Below are 21,236 nucleotides of genomic sequence, written 5' to 3' on the forward strand. Positions count from 1 at the left end.
ATGAAACAAAACACGCAACTAAAAACCCCTGAACCGGCTGTGGGTGAGGTGATCACGCTGGCTGCCGTGACGGTGAGAAAACGCAAAACGCCGGCCTATTTGTGGCTGCACGCGTGGGTCAGACGAGCCGTGCCCGCGCTGCTGGGGATGGGCCTACTGGTGGTGTGCTGGCAACTGGCGGCGATCAACAGCCAGGGATTTCCGACGCCACTCAGCACGCTGGACTCGGCGCTAACGCTGTTTGCTGACCCGTTCTATAACAATGGGCCGAACGATATGGGCATCGGCTGGAACGTGCTGGCGTCATTGCAGCGGGTGGCCATTGGTTTTGGCCTCGCGGCGCTAGTCGGCATCCCGCTCGGATTTCTGATTGGCCGATTTACCTTCGCCTCACACATGTTTTCACCGCTGGTCGCGCTGCTGCGCCCGGTCAGCCCGTTGGCCTGGCTGCCCATTGGGTTGCTGCTGTTTCAAAAGGCGGAACCGGCCTCCAGCTGGACTATTTTTATCTGCTCCATCTGGCCGATGGTGATCAACACCGCCGAAGGGGTGCGCAGAATTCCTGACGATTATCTCAACGTCGCCCGTGTGCTCCAACTCTCCGAGTGGACGGTGATGCGCCGCATTCTTTTTCCCGCGGTACTGCCTGCGATCCTCACCGGTATGCGCCTGTCTATCGGTATTGCCTGGTTGGTGATTGTGGCCGCCGAAATGCTCACCGGTGGACTGGGCATTGGCTTTTGGATCTGGAATGAGTGGAACAACCTCAACGTCGAAAACATTCTTATCGCCATTGTCATTATCGGCGTCGTGGGCCTGCTGCTTGAGCAGGGGCTGATGCGGGTCGCCCGTCGTTTTAGCTGGCAGGAAAAATAAGGAGACAGCATGAAACCCATTATTCAGGTACAGGCAGTGAGCCAACGTTTTTCCACCGCCAGCGGCGAGTTTCTGGCGCTGCAAAACGTCTCGTTTGATATCCATGAAGGGGAAACGGTCAGCCTGATTGGTCATTCCGGCTGCGGGAAATCGACGTTGCTGAATCTGATCGCGGGCATCACGTTACCCACTGAAGGCGGCCTGCTTTGCGATAACCGCGAAATTGCCGGGCCGGGGCCGGAGCGGGCGGTTGTATTCCAGAACCATTCATTGCTGCCGTGGCTGAGTTGCTTTGACAACGTGGCGCTGGCGGTCGATCAGGTCTTTCGCCGCACCATGAACAAGGCCGAGCGGCGCGAGTGGATTGCGCACAATCTCGAACGGGTGCAGATGGGCCACGCGATGCACAAACATCCAGGCGAGGTTTCCGGCGGCATGAAGCAGCGAGTGGGTATTGCCCGTGCGCTGGCCATGAAACCCAAAGTGCTGCTGATGGATGAACCGTTTGGCGCGCTGGATGCACTCACCAGAGCACATTTGCAGGACACGGTGATGCAGATCCAGCAATCGCTGAACACCACCATTGTGCTGATTACCCATGACGTCGATGAGGCGGTGCTGCTCTCTGATCGGGTGATGATGATGACCAACGGCCCGGCGGCCACGGTGGGCGAGATTCTGGCGGTAAATCTGCCGCGCCCGCGTAACCGCGTCCAGTTGGCGGATGACAGCCGTTATCACCACCTGCGGCAACGCATCCTCCACTTCCTGTATGAGAAACAGCCGAAGGCGGCGTAAGGGGGCGATATGACGCAACGACTGGTCATTGTGGGGCACGGCATGGCGGCGACGCGCCTGACCGAGGCGCTGCTGGCGTACAAGTGCAGCGACATCGCGATCACGCTTATCGGTGAGGAACCGCAGCTGGCCTATAACCGCATCCAGCTATCACCGGTGCTGGGTGGGGAGAAGGCGTTTGCCCACACGCTACTTCATCCGCGCCAGTGGTATACCGACCACGGCGTGACGGTGCTGAGCGGGGAACGCGTGCTGGCCGTTGATGCGACTCGCCGCCGGCTGACGACCTGCAGGCGCATCCTTGAGTGGGATGAGCTGGTTTTTGCCACCGGCTCGGTGCCGTTTATTCCGCCAATTCCCGGCGGTGAACAGGCGCATGTGCACGCGTTTCGCACGATGGCGGATGTGGAGGCCATCTTGCAACAACCAGGTTCGGTGGTGGTGCTTGGCGGCGGCGTACTCGGCGTGGAGGCAGCGGCAGCGCTACGGCTAAACTGTGACAACGTCACGTTAATTCATCGCGCCGAACGCCTGATGGAGCACCAGCTGGATCGGCAGGCCAGCGATCTGTTGCAGGCCCAACTGACAGCGCGCAGTATTCGCTGCGTACTCAATTCCGGGATTACGTGCATTGAAGGAGATCGCGTCACATTGCTGGATGGCGAGCAGTTGGCCGCGCAGCGGGTGGTGATGGCGACCGGCGTCAAACCCAATATCCACCTGGCGCAGCAGAGCGGTGTGAGCTGCCAACGGGGGATCGTGGTGGACGCACAACTGCGTACCACCGTCGCAGGCATCAGCGCGGTGGGCGAGTGTTGTGAAATTAACGGCCAGACCTGGGGGCTGGTGGCACCGTGCCTGCAGCAGGCCGAGGTGCTGGCTGCACGCCTGGCAGGCCAGAACGGCGAGGGATTTCGTTGGCAGGATCGCGGCACGCGCCTGAAGGTGACGGGAATCGAACTGTTCAGCGCTGGGGTAACGGACGCCGAACCCACGGATACCGCGTTGAGTAGCTGGGATCCGCTCAGCGGACACTACCGTCGTTTGCTGATTCGCGACGGAAAACTCCATGGCGTGCTGTTAATGGGCAATTGCCGCAGCGCTGCGCCGCTCACCGACCTGCTGGATGCACACGCGCCGGCAAATTCCGCCTGGCTATTTGACCGCTTTGATACGCAGCCACCGGCTGCAGGACTGATGACGATGACAAAACCGACGCTGGCTGTTGTGGGACACGGTATGGTTGGCCACCATTTTCTCGAGCAATGCGTAAGCCGCAACCTGCATATGCAGTATCACATCGTGGTGTTCGGCGAAGAACGTTATGCCGCCTATGATCGGGTACATCTTTCCGAGTATTTCGCCGGGCGCAGCGCGCAGTCGCTGTCACTGGTGGACGAGGACTTCTTTGCGCGTCACGGTATCGAGCTGCGTCTTGCGCAGTGTGTTACGCAAATCGACCGTGAAGCTCGGGTTATCCGTACCGCCAGCGGCCATGAAACCCACTGGGATGCGCTGGTGCTGGCCACCGGATCGTACCCGTTTGTGCCGCCGGTAAAAGGCGGTGATTCCGCGGATTGTTTTGTTTACCGTACGCTCGACGATCTCGATGCCATTGCGGAAAAAGCGAAAAATGCCCGGCGTGGGGTGGTGATTGGCGGTGGGCTGCTTGGGCTGGAGGCGGCCAATGCGCTGCGCCAGCTTGGACTGGAAACCCATGTCGTTGAATTCGCCGCGAACCTGATGTCGGTGCAACTGGATAATGCCGGCGCCGCTATGCTGCGCGAAAAAATTGAGGCGCTGGGGGTGGGGGTGCATACCGCAAAATCCACCCGCGAAATTGAGCGTACGCCAGACGGCCTGGTGCTGCATTTTGCCGACGGAGAGCGGCTGGACACCGATCTGGTGGTGTTTTCCGCCGGTATCCGCCCGCAGGATACGCTGGCTCGCAGCAGTGGCTTACACCTCGGCGATCGCGGTGGAATAAGCATTGATAGCCACTGCCGCACGTCAGATGATGCCATTTACGCCATTGGCGAGTGCGCGCTGTGGGAAGGGCGGATATTTGGACTGGTGGCGCCGGGCTATCAGATGGCGCGCGTTGCCGCCGCGCGGCTGGCCGGGGAAGAGGCCAGTTTTGGCGGGGCGGACATGAGCACTAAGCTCAAGCTGCTCGGCGTTGATGTGGCGTCATTTGGTGATGCGCAGGCGCGCACGCCGGGGGCGCAAAGCTATCAGTGGACCCACGGCCCACAGCAAATCTACAAGAAAATCGTCGTCAGCGCCGACGGCAAAACGCTGCTGGGCGGCGTGTTGGTGGGCGATGCCAGTGACTATGCCACGCTACTACAAATGATGTTGAACGGACTGGTGCTGCCCGCGCAGCCGGAATCGCTGATCCTGCCTGCCGTGGCGGGTAGCGCACCGAAAGTGCTTGGGGTGGCGGCACTCCCTGACTCCGCACAGATTTGTTCTTGTCATAACGTCAGCAAGGCCGATATCTGCCGGGCGGTCAGCGCTGGGGCGACGGATATCGGTGCAATAAAACAGTGTACCAAAGCGGCAACCGGCTGTGGCGGGTGCAGCGCACTGGTCAAACAGGTGATGGAGCATCAGCTGGCTGCGCAGGGTGTGGAGGTCAAAAAGGATATCTGTGAACACTTTCCCTGGTCGCGTCAGGAAATCTATCATCTGGTGCGGGTGAATCATATTCACACTTTCGAACAGTTGATTGCCCGCTATGGACACGGGCACGGCTGTGAAATTTGTAAACCGCTGGTGGGGTCGGTGCTGGCCTCCTGCTGGAATGAGTATCTGCTTAAACCTGCGCATCTGCCGTTGCAGGATACGAACGATCGCTATTTTGCCAACATTCAAAAAGACGGATCGTATTCGGTGGTCCCGCGCATGCCAGCGGGGGAAGTGACGCCGGATGGCCTGATTGCCATTGGTCAGATTGCTAAACGCTACCAGTTGTACAGCAAAATTACCGGCGGGCAGCGGGTTGATCTCTTCGGTGCGCGGCTTGAACAGTTGCCCGATATCTGGCGCGAGCTGGTCGAGGCGGGGTTCGAGACCGGGCACGCTTACGGGAAGTCGCTGCGTACGGTGAAGTCCTGCGTCGGCTCAACCTGGTGTCGCTACGGTGTTCAAGACTCAACCGGACTGGCGGTCACGCTGGAGAATCGCTACAAGGGCCTGCGCGCACCGCACAAAATCAAAATGGCGGTTTCCGGCTGTACCCGCGAGTGTGCCGAAGCCCAGGGGAAAGATGTCGGCGTCATTGCCACGGATAAAGGCTGGAACCTGTATTTATGCGGCAACGGCGGCATGAAGCCGCGCCATGCCGATCTGTTTGCCAGCGATCTGGATGATGCCATGCTGATTCAGACCATCGATCGTTTCCTGATGTTCTACATCCGCACCGCGGACCGCCTGCAGCGTACCAGTACCTGGATGGACAATCTCGAAGGCGGTATTGATTACCTGCGCGAGGTGATCATGGACGATAGCTTAGGTATTGCCAGCGAGTTGGAACAAGAGATGGCGCGGGTAGTGGAAAGCTACCAGTGCGAGTGGCAAACCACGCTCAGCAGTCCGCAACGTCTGGCGCTGTTTCGCTCTTACGTCAACAGTGATGCCCCGGATGACGCCATCGCGCGTCAAGCCTTACGCGGCCAGCCGCAGTTGGCCCCCCCTGTACGCCATGCTCGTGAGACATTGCCGGTGAAACCCTGGCAGGCGATCTGCCCGCTTGAGGCGATCCCGGAACAGGCAGGGATTGGTGCCCTACTGGGTGACCTGCAAATCGCACTCTTCCGTTTTGGTCAGTCGATTTATGCGCTGGATAATCGTGAACCCGGCAGTGACGCTCAGGTACTTTCGCGCGGCATTTTGGGGGATGTGGCCGGTGAGCCTGTTGTGATTTCGCCGCTGTATAAACAGCGCATTCGCCTGCGTGATGGTCGCCAGTATGACAGCGGCGAGCAGGCGGTACGCGCCTGGCCGGTGAAAGTGGTGGATGGAAAAGTGTGGGTGGGCAATCAGGCATTGATTCTGCGCGCGGAGGCCTCATGAGTGAGATACGTACCACATGTCCCTACTGCGGCGTCGGCTGTGGGGTGATCGCCCAGGTGAGCGAAAAAGGCGTTAACGTCCGGGGCGATCCTGACCATCCGGCAAACTTTGGTCGCCTGTGCGTCAAAGGCGCGGCGCTGGCGGAAACCACCGGGCTGAGCGGCAGATTGTTACAGCCGACGGTTGACGGGGCGAAGGTCAGTTGGTCGCAGGCGCTGGAAACCGCAGGCACGCGTCTGCGCAGCATTATCGCCCAGCACGGCCCGCAGGCGGTGGCCTTTTACGCTTCCGGTCAGCTACTGACGGAAGATTACTACGCGGCCAACAAGCTGATGAAAGGTTTTATCGGTGCGGCCAATATCGATACCAACTCGCGGCTTTGCATGTCGTCGGCGGTGACCGGCTATAAGCGGGCGCTGGGTGCCGACGTGGTGCCCTGCAGCTATGAAGATATCGAGTGTAGCGATCTGGTGGTGCTGGTGGGATCGAATGCCGCGTGGACGCATCCAGTGCTGTACCAACGGCTGGTGCAAGCACGACAAACCAATCCATTGTTGAAGGTGGTGGTTATCGATCCCCGACGTACTGCCACCTGTGATATTGCGGATCTGCATCTGCCGCTGCTGCCTGGCAGCGACGGTGGGCTGTTCGTGGGTTTACTCAACAGAATTGCCACCGACGGTGCAGCGCTGGGGGATTTTGACGGGGCAACGGAAACGCTGGCTATCGCGCGTGACTGGGACGTGGCGCGGGTGGCGCAGTTTTGTGGGCTGGAGGTGGCGGAAGTCACCGCGTTTTATGACGCGTTTATGCATGCGCCAAAGGCCGTCACGCTGTACACCATGGGCATTAACCAGTCCGCCAGCGGCAGCGATAAATGCAATGCGATCATCAACGTCCACTTGGCTAGCGGTAAATACGCCCGCGCCGGGTGCGGGCCATTTTCGCTGACCGGACAGCCAAACGCGATGGGCGGTCGCGAGGTAGGCGGGCTGGCGACGCAGTTGGCAGCGCAGATGAGTTTTGACCCGCAGGACCTGTCGCGCGTGGCCCGCTTCTGGGGCGCTGAGCGGCTGGCGCAAACGCCGGGGTTGATGGCGGTCGAGCTGTTCGAGGCTATTGGCAACGGCAAGATTAAAGCGGTGTGGATCATGGGGACTAACCCGGCGGTATCGCTACCGGACAGCCATGCCGTGTGTCAGGCGCTGGCGGCCTGCCCGCTGGTCATTGTCTCCGAGGTGGTGGCCGACACCGATACCAGTCGCTATGCCCACATTCGCTTTCCAGCGCAGGCCTGGGGAGAGAAGAATGGCACGGTGACCAATTCAGAGCGGCGCATTTCTCGCCAGCGCGCCTTTTTGTCCTCTCCCGGTGAGGCGCGTGCAGACTGGTGGATTATCGCCCAGATGGCTAAACAGCTGGGGTATGCCGGGGCGTTTAGCTGGCAAAACGCGTGGGAGGTCTTCTGTGAACATGCGGCGCTTTCCGGTTTTGAAAATAATGGGGAACGCGCCTTTGATATTGGTGCCCTGGCCGGTATGACGTACGCGCAGTGGGAAGACATGACCCCGGTTCGCTGGCCGGTCAGTCGACGTCTAGCGCCGCTAAACCTCTGGCAGGGCTGGCACGTGAACCAGCGTTTGCGGCTGGTGCCGGTCACGCCGCAGGGGATGACAACTGCCTGTGATGCGCTCTATCCGCTGGTGTTAAACAGCGGGCGTATCCGTGACCAGTGGCACACCATGACCCGCACCGGCACCGTTTCGCGCCTGATGCAGCACATCAGCGAACCGCTGGTCGAGGTGTCACCCGAGGACGCCGCACGATTTCAGCTGACCGGGGGGGCGCTGTGTCGTATCAGTTCCCCGCGCGGGCTGATGGTGGGCAGGGTGGCAATCCAGCCAGGTCAGCGGGCGGGCAGCGCGTTTACCTCGATGCACTGGAACAACAGCTTTGCCCGTCAGGGCCGGGTAAACGCGCTGGTCGCACCGGTGTGCGATCCCCATTCCGGACAGCCAGAAAGTAAACAGACTGCGGTGCGTATCATGCCCTGGCAGCCGCAATGGCAGGGGGAGATGTTTAGTCGGCATCAATTAACACTGCCCGGTTTTGTCCATTGGTGGCGCAAAGCGGCGGACACGGTTTTTCGCTATACCCTGGCGGGTGACAGGGAATTCGCCAGCTGGCTATGCCAGTACTGCACGGCACAAGGCTGGCAAATCCAGCAGGCGCACTGGGGCCAGGGGCTGAATATCCTGGCCTGGCGTGAGAGGCAACTGATGCTGGGATTCTGGTCGGCGGCGACGCAGCCTGAGATTGACACCGTCACTATTCTCGCCGCGTTTGTGCGAGCGCCAGACAATGCTGAAATACGCCATGCGCTGCTGAGCGGCAAACCCGCAGGTATAGCGCCTGACGAGGGGGCGATAGTGTGCAGCTGTTTCAGCGTAGGCGAAACGGCGATCGTCCGGGCGATCACCGACGGTTGCCATTCGGTTCAGACGTTGGGGCAACAGCTGCGCTGCGGCAGCAACTGTGGGTCGTGCATCCCGGAGTTGCGTGCCTTACTGAAACAAACGCTAACGCTTAAAGAGTAAGGATATTCCTGAAAATTTGAGAAAAGGCTGCAAATTGCCGGCCTGAAAGGTATGGTTAACGGTCGAGAGACCTGATTTTAATGATGTAAAAGCCACCGACGATTTGAGCCGTTTTTTCAGTTGTACACGTAGTATCCTCCTACTCTTGCCGCTGGCAGGCGGTACTGCCAGCGCGCAGTCTTCGTTTATCCAGCAGGCCGCCAACCCGTTTGACAACAATCATGATGGCTTACCCGATCTTGGCATGGCAGCGGAGTCCCGGGCCGGTGAAAAGCATTTTGCCGAAATGGTCAAAGCGTTTGGCGAAGCCAGCATGACCGATAATGGTCTTGATACCGGTGAACAGGCGAAGCAGTTTGCGTTTGGCCAAGTGCGTGACACGGTCAGTGAGCAGGTAAATCAACAACTGGAGTCGTTGCTTTCTCCCTGGGGTAATGCCAGCGTTGGGCTACAGGTGGATAACGAGGGTCGCTTTACCGGCAGCCGGGGAAGCTGGTTTATTCCGTGGCAGGATAATCAACGCTACCTGACCTGGAGCCAGATGGGGATAACCCAGCAAGATGAGGGGCTGGTCAGTAATCTGGGCATCGGGCAGCGCTGGGTACGCAACGGCTGGTTGTTAGGTTACAACACCTTTTATGACACTCTGCTGGATGAAAACCTGCCGCGCGGTGGCGTGGGTGCCGAAGCGTGGGGCGAGTATCTGCGCTTATCAGCCAATTATTACCAGCCGTTCTCGTCCTGGCAGGAACGTTCTGCGACGCAGGTGCAGCGCATGGCGCGGGGATACGATCTTACTGCACTGATGCGGGTCCCGTTTTATGAACATCTCAATACCAGCGTTAGCGTGGAGCAATACTTTGGCGACCAGGTCGATCTGTTTCATTCCGGAACCGGCTACCATAATCCGGTGGCGGTCAAGCTGGGGCTGAGCTACACGCCGGTGTCGCTGGTGACGGTGACCGCGCAGCATAAGCAGGGTGAAAGCGGGGTCAGCCAGAACAGCGTCGGCGTAAAGCTTAACTATCGCTTTGGCGTACCGTTAAAAAAACAGTTGATGGTCAGCGAAGTGGCTGGCAGTCAGTCCTTACGCGGGAGTCGTTATGACTTACCACAGCGTAACAATCTGCCGACGATGGAATATCGCCAGCGCAAAACCCTGGCTGTGTTTCTGGCAACTCCGCCGTGGGATCTCACGCCTGGCGAGTCGGTAGCGCTGAAGCTGGAAGTGCGCAGTCAGCACGGTATTCGCCACCTGACGTGGCAGGGGGATACGCAAGCGCTGAGTTTGACGGCGGGAACAACTACCCGGAGTGCAGAAGGCTGGACGATTATTATGCCAAAGTGGGACAGCAGTGACGGGGCAACAAACCGCTGGCGGCTGTCGGTGGTGGTGGAAGACGAACAGGGTCAGCGTGTCTCTTCCAATGAGATCACGCTATCACTGACCGAACCGTTTAGCGCGGTGTCGGAAAATGATCCTCGTTGACGATAAGCAGCATTAAAAATTAGAAAATGCGTTCCTGATGTACCCATACCGCGGCTTCTACGCGTGATTTGAGCTTCATTTTCTTCAGCATATGCTTCACGTGGACTTTGACCGTGCTTTCGGTGATGTCCAGACGGCGGGCAATCATCTTGTTAGGCAGGCCCTGGGCAATCAGTTTCAGGATGTCGCGTTCGCGCGGCGTGAGCTGGGTGACATCGCGGTCTGAGGTGGCACGATTAGCACGCAGGCTGGCGGCCAGTACGGGTGTTAAAGCTTCGCTAAGCACCATTTCACCGGCGGCCGCTTGCTGTAATGCCTTCAGCAAATCTTCCGGTTCCATGTCTTTCAACAAATAACCATCCGCGCCGCGTTTCAGGGCGGTGACCACGTCTTCTTCATGATTGGAGACGCTGAATACGACGATGCGGCCGGACAGGGATTTTTCGCGCAGCTTATCGAGCGTTTCCAGACCGTTCATACCGGGCATATTGAGATCCAACAGGATCAGATCGGGATCAAGAGACTCAGCCAGCTCGATACCCTGCTCGCCATTACTGGCTTCGCCGACCACGGTAATATCGGGCGCCATGCTGACAAGCTGTTTTACACCGGTTCGCAACATCGGATGATCATCGATCAACAGGATGGTTGCCGGTTCCAGATTACTCATGGGTATCTCCTTGGACTTCTGTGAAGTTTGTTTCGGGAATGAAAGTGACAGCAACTTCAGTACCGCCAGTCTCGCGACGGCGTACACGGCAATCGCCGCGCAAGCTTTGCGCACGATCGCGCATAATAATCATGCCGTAGTGGTTACTGCGTTCGGCGTTTTCCGGTACGCCGCAGCCGTTATCTTGCACTGTCAGTTTGACCTGCTTGCCATTTTGCACCACCGTCACCACAACGTCATCGGCGTGAGAGTGTTTCAGGGCATTACTCAGGGCTTCACGGGCAATTTGCAACAGGTGAATAGCCTGGTGCGAAGGCACCAGACGCGGTGGCAGCTGGTAATCCAGCTTCACCGTAAAACCAAATCGGGCGCTGTATTCCAGGCAGCTGGCTTCCAGCGCGGGGCGCAATCCAGGCTCCGTTAACTGCAAACGGAAAGTGGTTAACAGCTCACGCAACTGCACCCAGGACGTGTTCAGTTCATTACGAATTTGACTCAACAGGTCGCGGCAGTTTTCCGGCAGCGCCTCGCCTTGCATTTGCAAACAGCTGACCTGCATCTTCATACAAGAAAGCGATTGTGCAATAGAATCATGCAGTTCGCGTGCAATGGTGGCACGCTCTTCCATCACAATCAACTGCTGCTGACGCTCCTGCTGCCTGTCCAGCGCCAGCGTCGCGGTCAGTTGTTCAACCAGGGTATCAACCAGTTGCTGCTGGTCGTGGCTAAGATGACGTCCGTGCGGCAATGTGGCCAGCAGAATACCATACTGAGTATGCGCATCGGTCAGTCGCCATTTCAGTGTGATTCCGCCGTCAATGGCGGGCAGCGTGCCGCGCGGACACAGATGACACCCTTTTTCATCACAGCTGACGTTCGACTGACAGGTAAACTCCTGGTGATTATCTTCATCTTCCAGGTCGTACACCCGCAGTTCGATATCATGCAACAGCGTTAAATTTTGTAGCCCGTTGAGTACCGGGGAAAGACGTTCACACAGTGGTACCTGAGAGTGCAGACGGCGGTTGGCTTGCCACAGGAAGGAGAGGATCTGGTTTTTATGCTCCAGACCGGCGGTTTTCTCCTGCACCCGCTGTTCCAGTACCGCGTAACTTTCTGCCAGCTCTTCTGACATATTGTTCAGTGCCGATCCCAGGGCCGCCATTTCATTACGCCCGCTAATGCATGCGCGCTGGGTAAAATCACGTTGGCTGACGGCTCGCGCCATCGACAGCAGCTGTTTCCACGGTTCCAGCAGACGAACACGCAGCCAGATAATGGTGAAAACCAGCAGCAGTGCCATAAACACGGCCATCAGACGATGCAGCATCACCACGCGCTCAATACGCAATTCCGTGGTGTGGTCAAAGGCGGTCACCAGCTTATCCAGTCCTGCCACAAACTGCGTAACGTCCTCGGCAACGGCGTCCGCGTTTTGTGCATGTGATAGCCCTGGCGCCAGTTCGGTATGCCAGTAATCCTGTAACGCCTTCAGCTGTGCCTGTTGTCCGTCGCGCTTAGCGGCGCGCGTGAGTTCCGGGCTGAAGGCCGTTCTTTCCATCTCTTCCAGCAGCGGCTGGTCATTGGCATCCAGCGGAACCGCTGCCAGCAGACGATAGCTCTGCATACGCAGGGAGCCGGCTTTGTTAATCGCATGCGCGCTGCCCTGAACGCCCTGAACCAACCAGCCGGAGACGGCCATACCTGCCACGCCGATTGCGGTGGACAGTAAAACAATCAGCGCCACCTGGTTGACCAGCGTAAGCGGAGAGAGACAACGTTTTAACATGGTGACTTCTTCCTTCAGGATTTCGTTGTAGCGAAAACCTTATGAATGACGATGCTGCTGCAAGCAGTGGCGTTATTCTCAGCTATACACTGGAGTATACCCATACCTCAAACGGGCTACCCCTTAATTGCCGCAGGTGGGAGAGATCCCCGGCTGAGGGGAGTAGGGGGCGACAGAAGCGTGAAAAACCACATCTTTTTTAGCGATGTTATGTACTCATTTGGGGTAATGATAAATTTTAAGCACTAATAATGACATCTTTTCCTTTGATTTATATCAACTTACCTCTCGCTGTAAACCCTAATGTTGCAGGCATCGAAACAAGTATCAGAGGTGTCTATGAGTCACTCATCTGCCCCGGAAAGGGCATCTGGATCTGTAATTACAGAATGGCGGCCGGAAGATCCCGCCTTTTGGCAACAAAGAGGTCATCGTATTGCCAGCCGCAACCTGTGGATTTCCGTCCCTTGTCTGCTGCTGGCATTTTGCGTATGGATGTTATTTAGCGCCGTAGCGGTGAACTTACCGAAGGTTGGCTTTGACTTTACCACCGAGCAGCTGTTCATGCTGACGGCATTACCGTCGGTTTCCGGTGCGCTGCTGCGTGTTCCGTACTCCTTTATGGTTCCTCTGTTTGGCGGACGTCGCTGGACGGCATTCAGCACCGGTATCCTGATCATTCCTTGCGTATGGTTAGGTTTTGCCGTGCAAGATACCACCACGCCGTTTAGCACGTTTATTATCATCTCTCTGCTGTGCGGTTTTGCCGGGGCAAACTTTGCTTCCAGCATGGCTAACATCAGTTTCTTCTTCCCGAAACAGAAACAGGGCGGTGCACTGGGGCTGAACGGCGGTCTGGGTAACATGGGCGTCAGCGTGATGCAGTTGCTTGCGCCGCTGGTGGTCTCCTTGTCTATCTTCGCGGCATTCGGTAGCCACGGCGTTGAACAACCGGATGGCACGCAACTGTATCTGGCCAACGCCGCGTGGATTTGGGTACCGTTCCTGGCGGTGCTGACGCTGGCTGCGTGGTTTGGTATGAACGAACTGGCAACCTCTAAAGCGTCACTGAAAGAGCAATTACCGGTGCTGAAACGCGGACATCTGTGGATTATGAGTCTGCTGTATCTGGCAACCTTCGGCTCCTTTATCGGCTTCTCTGCCGGTTTTGCCATGCTGTCAAAAACGCAGTTCCCTGAGGTGCAGATCCTGCATTATGCCTTCTTTGGTCCGCTGATTGGCGCCCTGGCTCGTTCTGCTGGTGGGGCAATTTCTGACCGACTGGGCGGGACGCGCGTGACGCTGGTGAACTTTGTCCTGATGGCCATTTTCAGCGCCTTGCTGTTCCTGACGCTGCCCACAAACGGTGAGGGTGGCAACTTTATCGCCTTCTTTGCGGTGTTCCTGGCGCTGTTCCTGACGGCTGGGTTGGGTAGTGGTTCTACCTTCCAGATGATCTCCGTGATCTTCCGTAAACTGACGATGGACCGAGTGAAAGCCGAAGGTGGCTCCGAAGAGAAAGCGATGCGTGAAGCGGCAACCGACACGGCGGCGGCACTGGGCTTTATCTCAGCTATCGGCGCGATTGGCGGCTTCTTTATTCCTAAAGCGTTTGGTACGTCGCTGGCGTTAACCGGTTCGCCGGTAGATGCGATGAAAGTGTTCCTGATCTTCTATGTCGCCTGCGTGGTCATCACTTGGGTGGTATACGGACGTCATTCTAAAAAATAAAAAAGTAATGTACACAAAATCACTCTAACTGCATTAAGGCGGCAAGTGAGAAATCCCCAGGAGCATACTCAAGTCAGTGACTGGGGAGAACGAGCACAGCCAACGCGGAAGCAGTTTGAAGGATGACGTGTAGGTTGATTATCCTTTGCGCGGTGTTAGACCGCGCTTTTTTTTTGTCTGTAATTAGTTACAACATACTTATTTATCTACAGAGACTATCGTCTGTCAGAACGGTGCACAGAAAGAGGTCTGCCAGGGGGGATACCCCTTAATACTCACTTGTAAAGAATTTAACATTTGTATGATGAGTTAATTTTAAAATCATATTTAAAATCAAATAATTACTCACTTTTACCTCATCCCACTTAAGGGGTATATAAAATTTAACCTCTCTTTCCCATCCCTGCCTGCCTTGATCGTTATCAATTCCCACGCGCTTTCATAGCGTTACCTTCATTCTCAATCAAGCAATGTCGATTTATCAGAGAGCCGTCAGGCTCCTACAGGAGACAACCGATGAGTAAATTCCTGGACCGGTTTCGCTACTTCAAGCAGAAGGGCGAAACCTTTGCCGATGGGCACGGCCAGCTTCTCAATACTAACCGGGACTGGGAGGATGGATACCGCCAGCGTTGGCAGCATGACAAAGTCGTGCGATCAACTCATGGGGTAAACTGCACCGGCTCATGCAGCTGGAAAATCTACGTGAAAAATGGTCTGGTGACCTGGGAGACCCAGCAAACCGACTACCCGCGCACCCGTCCAGACCTGCCAAACCATGAACCACGCGGCTGCCCGCGCGGTGCGAGCTACTCCTGGTATCTCTACAGCGCTAACCGCCTGAAATACCCGCTGATGCGTAAACGCCTGATGAAAATGTGGCGTGAAGCGAAAAGACTGCACAGCGATCCGGTAGACGCATGGGCATCCATCATCGAAGACGCCGATAAAGCAAAAAGCTTCAAGCAAGCGCGCGGTCGTGGTGGCTTTGTACGTTCTTCCTGGCAGGAAGTGAATGAGCTGATTGCCGCTTCTAACGTCTACACCGTCAAAACCTACGGCCCTGACCGCGTGGCAGGCTTCTCGCCGATCCCGGCAATGTCGATGGTTTCCTACGCCTCCGGTGCACGCTACTTGTCCCTGATTGGCGGTACCTGCTTGAGCTTCTACGACTGGTACTGTGACCTGCCGCCTGCGTCTCCGCAGACCTGGGGTGAGCAGACCGACGTTCCGGAATCTGCCGACTGGTACAACTCCAGCTACATCATCGCCTGGGGTTCAAACGTTCCGCAGACCCGTACCCCGGATGCCCACTTCTTCACTGAAGTTCGCTACAAAGGGACCAAAACGGTCGCGATCACCCCGGACTACGCTGAAATTGCCAAGCTGTGCGACCTGTGGCTGGCACCGAAGCAGGGCACCGATGCCGCGATGGCGCTGGCAATGGGCCACGTCATGCTGCGTGAGTTCCACCTTGATAACCCAAGCCAGTACTTCACCGACTATGTGCGTCGTTACACCGACTTCCCGATGCTGGTGATGCTCGAAGAGCGTGACGGTTACTATGCGGCGGGCCGTATGCTGCGCGCCGCCGATCTGGTCGATTCTTTGGGCCAGGAAAATAACCCAGAGTGGAAAACCGTTGCCGTCAATACCGACGGCGAGATGGTCGCGCCAAACGGTTCGATTGGTTTCCGCTGGGGCGAAAAAGGGAAGTGGAACCTTGAGCAGCGCGACGGCACGTCCGGTAAAGAAACCGAACTGCAGCTCAGCTTGCTGGGCAGCCAGGATGACATCGCTGAAGTCGGCTTCCCATACTTTGGCGGCGAAGGCACCGAGCACTTCAATAAAGTCGAACTGGAAAACGTTCTGCTGCACAAACTGCCGGTCAAACGCCTGCAACTGGCGGACGGTACTACCGCGCTGGTGACCACCGTTTATGACCTGACCATGGCGAACTACGGTCTGGAACGCGGTCTGAACGATGAAAACTGCGCCACCAGCTACGATGACATCAAAGCATATACCCCGGCATGGGCAGAAAAAATTACCGGTGTATCACGCGCTCAAATCGTGCGTATCGCCCGTGAATTTGCCGATAACGCTGACAAAACGCACGGTCGTTCAATGATCATCGTCGGTGCCGGTCTGAACCACTGGTATCACCTCGATATGAACTATCGCGGATTGATCAACATGCTGGTGTTCTGCGGCTGCGTTGGTCAGAGCGGTGGCGGTTGGGCGCACTATGTGGGTCAGGAAAAACTGCGTCCGCAGACCGGCTGGCAGCCTCTGGCGTTTGGCCTCGACTGGCAGCGTCCGGCACGTCACATGAACAGCACCTCCTACTTCTATAACCACTCCAGCCAGTGGCGTTATGAGACGGTAACTGCGCAGGAACTGCTGTCGCCGATGGCGGATAAGTCCCGCTATAGCGGTCACTTGATCGACTTTAACGTGCGCGCTGAACGTATGGGCTGGTTGCCATCTGCGCCGCAGTTGGGCACCAACCCGCTGTACATTGCCCGTGAGGCGGAAAAAGCCGGGATGACGCCGGTTGATTACACCGTGAAATCGTTGAAAGAGGGTTCTATTCGCTTTGCGGCAGAACAACCTGAAAACGGTAAAAACCATCCGCGTAACCTGTTCATCTGGCGTTCTAACCTGCTGGGCTCGTCCGGTAAAGGTCATGAGTACATGCTGAAGTATCTGCTGGGTACTGAACACGGTATTCAGGGGATGGATCTGGGCAAACAGGGTGGTGTGAAGCCAGAAGAAGTGGAATGGCAGGATAACGGTCTCGATGGCAAGCTGGATCTGGTGGTGACGCTGGACTTCCGTCTGTCGAGCACCTGTCTGTATTCCGATATCGTGTTGCCTACTGCCACCTGGTATGAAAAAGACGACATGAATACATCGGACATGCATCCGTTTATTCATCCGCTGTCTGCCGCTGTTGATCCGGCCTGGGAATCGAAAAGCGACTGGGAAATTTACAAAGCCATCGCCAAGAAATTCTCTGAAGTCTGCGTCGGTCACCTCGGTAAAGAAACCGACGTGGTGACGCTGCCTATCCAGCACGATTCCGCTGCCGAACTGGCGCAGCCGCTGGACGTGAAGGACTGGAAAAAAGGCGAATGCGATCTGATCCCAGGCGTTACTGCCCCGCACATCATGACCGTTGAGCGTGATTACCCAGCAACTTACGAACGCTTCACCTCCATCGGCCCACTGATGGATAAAGTCGGTAACGGCGGGAAAGGGATTGCCTGGAACACCCAGAGCGAAATGGACTTGCTGCGTAAGCTTAACTACACCAAGGCAGAAGGCCCGGCTAAAGGTCAGCCGATGCTGAATACGGCGATTGATGCCGCCGAGATGATCCTCACCCTGGCGCCGGAAACCAACGGTCAGGTGGCGGTGAAAGCCTGGGCTGCGCTGAGTGAATTTACCGGCCGTGACCATACGCATCTGGCACTGAATAAAGAAGACGAGAAAATCCGCTTCCGCGATATTCAGGCGCAGCCGCGTAAAATTATTTCCAGCCCGACCTGGTCTGGCCTGGAAGATGAGCATGTTTCTTACAACGCCGGTTACACCAACGTTCACGAGCTGATCCCATGGCGTACGCTGACCGGTCGTCAGCAGCTGTATCAGGATCATCAGTGGATGCGCGACTTCGGTGAAAGCCTGCTGGTTTATCGTCCGCCAATTGACACCCGTTCGGTGAAAGCCGTGATGGGCGAGAAATCCAACGGCAATCCGGAGAAAGCGCTCAACTTCCTGACGCCACACCAGAAGTGGGGTATCCACTCCACTTACAGCGACAACCTGCTGATGCTGACATTAGGCCGCGGCGGTCCGATCGTGTGGATGAGTGAAGCGGATGCGAAAGATCTGGGTATCGAAGATAACGACTGGATCGAAGTCTTTAACAGCAACGGTTCACTAACCGCCCGTGCGGTAGTCAGCCAGCGTGTCCCGGCCGGGATGACCATGATGTACCACGCCCAGGAACGTATTGTGAATATTCCAGGGTCGGAAATTACCGAACAGCGCGGCGGGATCCATAACTCGGTGACCCGTATTACGCCGAAACCGACGCACATGATTGGTGGTTATGCCCACCTGGCCTACGGCTTTAACTACTACGGCACCGTAGGGTCAAACCGTGATGAGTTCGTGGTGGTCCGTAAGATGAAGAACATTGACTGGTTGGATGGCGAAGGCAATGACCAGGTACAGGAGAGCGTAAAATGAAAATTCGTTCACAAGTCGGCATGGTGCTGAATCTCGATAAGTGCATCGGTTGCCACACCTGTTCAGTAACCTGCAAAAACGTCTGGACCAGCCGTGAAGGGACCGAGTACGCCTGGTTCAATAACGTTGAAACTAAGCCGGGCACCGGTTTCCCGACCGACTGGGAAAACCAGGAAAAATGGAAGGGCGGTTGGATCCGCAAGATCAACGGTAAGCTGGTACCGCGCATGGGTAACAAAGCGCTGCTGCTGGGTAAAATCTTCGCTAACCCGCATCTGCCGGGTATCGATGATTACTACGAGCCGTTTGACTTCGATTACCAGACGCTGCACAACGCACCGGCTGACAGCAAAGCGCAGCCGATTGCACGTCCACGTTCGCTGATCACCGGCAAGCGTATGGACAAGATAACCAAAGGTCCGAACTGGGAAGACGACCTGGGCGGCGAGTTCGAGAAGCTGTCAAAAGACAAAAACTTCGAGAACATGCAGAAGGCGATGTACGGCCAGTTCGAAAATACCTTCATGATGTATTTGCCGCGTCTGTGCGAGCACTGCCTTAACCCGGCGTGCGTGGCGACCTGCCCAAGTGGTGCCATCTACAAGCGTGAAGAAGACGGCATCGTGCTGATCGACCAGGACAAGTGCCGTGGCTGGCGTATGTGTATTACCGGTTGCCCGTACAAGAAAATCTACTTCAACTGGAAGAGCGGTAAGTCAGAGAAGTGCATCTTCTGCTATCCGCGTATCGAAGCCGGTCAGCCGACCGTATGCTCCGAAACCTGCGTCGGACGTATTCGTTACCTCGGCGTACTGCTGTATGACGCTGACGCCATTGAAAGCGCGGCAAGCACCGAGAACGAGAAAGATCTGTACCAGCGTCAGCTGGACGTGTTCCTCGATCCGAATGACCCGGCGGTCATTGAGCAGGCACTGAAAGACGGTATTCCGCTGAGCGTGATCGACGCGGCTCAGCAGTCTCCGGTGTACAAAATGGCGATGGACTGGAAGCTGGCGCTGCCGTTGCACCCAGAATACCGCACGCTGCCAATGGTCTGGTATGTTCCGCCTTTGTCACCGATTCAGTCTGCGGCTGATGCGGGTGAGCTGGGCAGCAACGGTATTCTGCCGGACGTGGACAGCCTGCGTATTCCGGTTCAGTACCTGGCAAACCTGCTGACTGCAGGGGATACGCAGCCGGTGGTACTGGCGCTGAAGCGCATGCTGGCGATGCGTCACTTTAAACGTGCGGAAACCGTTGACGGTAAAGTCGACACCCGTGCGCTGGAAGAAGTTGGTCTGACTGAAGCGCAGGCGCAGGAAATGTACCGCTACCTGGCCATCGCGAACTACGAAGATCGTTTCGTGGTACCGAGCAGCCATCGTGAGCTGGCGCGTGAAGCGTTCCCGGAGAAAAGCAGTTGTGGCTTTACCTTCGGCGACGGTTGCCACGGTTCGGACACCAAATTCAATCTGTTCAACAGTCGCCGCATCGATGCTGTCGATGTGACCAGCAAAACGGAGCCGCACCAATGATTGAACTCGTCATTGTTTCGCGTCTGCTCGAGTACCCGGATGCTGCCTTATGGCAGCATCAGCAGGAACTTTTCGATGCACTCGCGTCATCTGAAAACCTGGACAAAGATGATGTCCAGACTCTGGGCGTCTTCCTGCGCGATTTAACCGCGCAGGACATGCTGGACGCACAGTCCCGCTACAGTGAACTGTTCGACCGTGGCCGTGCAACCTCGCTGCTGTTGTTTGAACATGTGCATGGTGAATCCCGCGACCGCGGTCAGGCGATGGTTGACCTGATGGCGCAGTACGAGCAGCACGGTTTACAGCTCGACAGCCGCGAATTACCGGACCATCTGCCGCTGTACCTGGAATATCTGGCGCAGTTGCCGAAGGAAGAGGCGCTGGGTGGTTTGCAGGATATCGCCCCGATTCTGGCCCTGCTCAGTGCTCGTCTGCAACAGCGTGAAAGTCGCTACGCCGTGCTGTTCGATCTGCTGTTGAAACTGGCGAATGCGGCTATCGACAGCGACAAAGTGGCGGAGAAAATTGCGGATGAAGTTCGCGATGATACTCCGCAGGCGCTGGACGCTGTCTGGGAAGAAGAGCAGGTGAAATTCTTTGCCGATCAGGGGTGCGGTGAATCTGAGATCTCCGCTCACCAGCGTCGTTTTGCCGGGGCCGTTGCGCCGCAGTATCTGAATATCACCACCGGAGGACAGCAATAATGCACTTCCTGAATACGTTCTTCTTTGACATCTATCCGTACATTGCGGGTTCTGTCTTCCTGATTGGTAGCTGGCTGCGTTATGACTACGGGCAGTACACCTGGCGTGCGGCATCCAGTCAGATGCTGGATCGCAAAGGGATGAACATGGCGTCAAACCTGTTCCATATCGGGATCCTGGGTATTTTCGCCGGCCACTTCCTGGGGATGTTAACGCCGCACTGGATGTACGAAGCGTGGCTGCCGCTGGAAGTGAAACAGAAAATGGCCATGTTTGCAGGCGGTGCGTCCGGCGTGATGTGTCTGGTCGGTGGTGTATTGCTGCTCAAACGCCGTTTGTTCAGCCCACGCGTGCGTGCCACTACCACCGGCGCAGATATTCTGGTGCTGTCCGTTCTGGTTATCCAGTGTGCGCTGGGTCTGCTGACGATTCCGTTCTCCGCCCAGCATATGGACGGGAGTGAGATGATGAAGCTGGTCAACTGGGCACAGTCTGTGGTGACCTTCCACGGCGGCGCGTCCCAGTACCTGGACGGTGTGGCGTTTATCTTCCGTATGCACCTGGTGCTCGGTATGACGCTGTTCCTGCTGTTCCCGTTCTCGCGTCTGGTACACATCTGGAGCGTGCCAGTCGAGTATTTGACCCGCAAGTATCAGATTGTTCGCGCACGCCACTAATCGATTCTCTGCGTCATTGTAAACCCTGCT

The 21,236-nt window shown here is 56.8% G+C and carries 12 protein-coding genes; 10 read left to right on the forward strand and 2 right to left on the reverse strand.

Annotation, left to right across the window (positions count from 1 at the left end; translation table 11 throughout):
* The 5 genes from ntrB to IB214_RS10630 all read left to right on the forward strand — a co-directional run bounded on the left by ntrB (position 1) and on the right by IB214_RS10630 (position 9,837).
* Positions 1-876 (forward strand): nitrate ABC transporter permease, encoded by an 876-nt coding sequence (ntrB, locus tag IB214_RS10610; RefSeq protein ID WP_117342905.1) that lies wholly within the window; start codon positions 1-3, stop codon positions 874-876.
* 9 nt (positions 877-885) lie between these two features.
* The gene (locus IB214_RS10615) at positions 886-1,674 is read left to right on the forward strand and encodes an ABC transporter ATP-binding protein (protein WP_115258295.1); all 789 of its coding nucleotides are present in this window, start codon (positions 886-888) and stop codon (positions 1,672-1,674) included.
* 9 nt (positions 1,675-1,683) lie between these two features.
* On the forward strand, positions 1,684-5,751 hold the full coding sequence (gene nirB / locus IB214_RS10620; RefSeq protein WP_117342904.1) for a nitrite reductase large subunit NirB: 4,068 nt from the start codon (positions 1,684-1,686) through the stop codon (positions 5,749-5,751).
* A complete protein-coding gene (locus tag IB214_RS10625; RefSeq protein WP_117342903.1) occupies positions 5,748-8,348 on the forward strand; it encodes a nitrate reductase in 2,601 nt (866 codons plus the stop codon). The genes nirB and IB214_RS10625 overlap by 4 nt, the downstream gene beginning before the upstream one ends.
* Before the next feature lie 103 nt (positions 8,349-8,451).
* On the forward strand, positions 8,452-9,837 hold the full coding sequence (locus tag IB214_RS10630) for a YchO/YchP family invasin (RefSeq protein WP_117342902.1): 1,386 nt from the start codon (positions 8,452-8,454) through the stop codon (positions 9,835-9,837).
* Positions 9,838-9,856: 19 nt separating this feature from the next.
* Here IB214_RS10630 and narL read toward each other — a convergent pair whose 3' ends face one another.
* The gene (gene narL / locus IB214_RS10635; RefSeq protein WP_003020756.1) at positions 9,857-10,507 is read right to left on the reverse strand and encodes a two-component system response regulator NarL; all 651 of its coding nucleotides are present in this window, start codon (positions 10,505-10,507) and stop codon (positions 9,857-9,859) included.
* On the reverse strand, positions 10,500-12,296 hold the full coding sequence (gene narX, locus IB214_RS10640) for a nitrate/nitrite two-component system sensor histidine kinase NarX (protein ID WP_117342901.1): 1,797 nt from the start codon (positions 12,294-12,296) through the stop codon (positions 10,500-10,502). Before narX ends, narL begins: the two co-directional genes overlap by 8 nt.
* Before the next feature lie 339 nt (positions 12,297-12,635).
* Here narX and IB214_RS10645 point away from each other — a divergent pair, with 339 nt between their 5' ends.
* The 5 genes from IB214_RS10645 to narI all read left to right on the forward strand — a co-directional run bounded on the left by IB214_RS10645 (position 12,636) and on the right by narI (position 21,206).
* Positions 12,636-14,027, forward strand: coding sequence for a NarK family nitrate/nitrite MFS transporter (locus IB214_RS10645; protein WP_115258300.1), 1,392 nt, complete (start codon positions 12,636-12,638; stop codon positions 14,025-14,027).
* Positions 14,028-14,543: 516 nt separating this feature from the next.
* Positions 14,544-18,287 carry a nitrate reductase subunit alpha gene (locus IB214_RS10650; protein ID WP_096756785.1) on the forward strand — a complete coding sequence of 1,248 codons (3,744 nt, stop codon included), beginning with the start codon at positions 14,544-14,546 and terminating at the stop codon, positions 18,285-18,287.
* Complete coding sequence (gene narH, locus IB214_RS10655; RefSeq protein ID WP_096756786.1) at positions 18,284-19,822, forward strand: nitrate reductase subunit beta; 1,539 nt, start codon at positions 18,284-18,286, stop codon at positions 19,820-19,822. The genes IB214_RS10650 and narH overlap by 4 nt, the downstream gene beginning before the upstream one ends.
* Complete coding sequence (narJ, locus tag IB214_RS10660) at positions 19,819-20,529, forward strand: nitrate reductase molybdenum cofactor assembly chaperone (protein ID WP_117342900.1); 711 nt, start codon at positions 19,819-19,821, stop codon at positions 20,527-20,529. The genes narH and narJ overlap by 4 nt, the downstream gene beginning before the upstream one ends.
* Positions 20,529-21,206: a respiratory nitrate reductase subunit gamma gene (gene narI, locus IB214_RS10665; RefSeq protein ID WP_115258301.1), complete on the forward strand. Its 678-nt coding sequence runs from the start codon at positions 20,529-20,531 to the stop codon at positions 21,204-21,206. The genes narJ and narI overlap by 1 nt, the downstream gene beginning before the upstream one ends.
* Positions 21,207-21,236: the final 30 nt, after the last annotated feature.

Origin of the sequence: Citrobacter sp. C1 (assembly GCF_014596895.2) — a bacterium.
GTDB classification, from domain to species: Bacteria; Pseudomonadota; Gammaproteobacteria; order Enterobacterales; family Enterobacteriaceae; genus Citrobacter; species Citrobacter gillenii.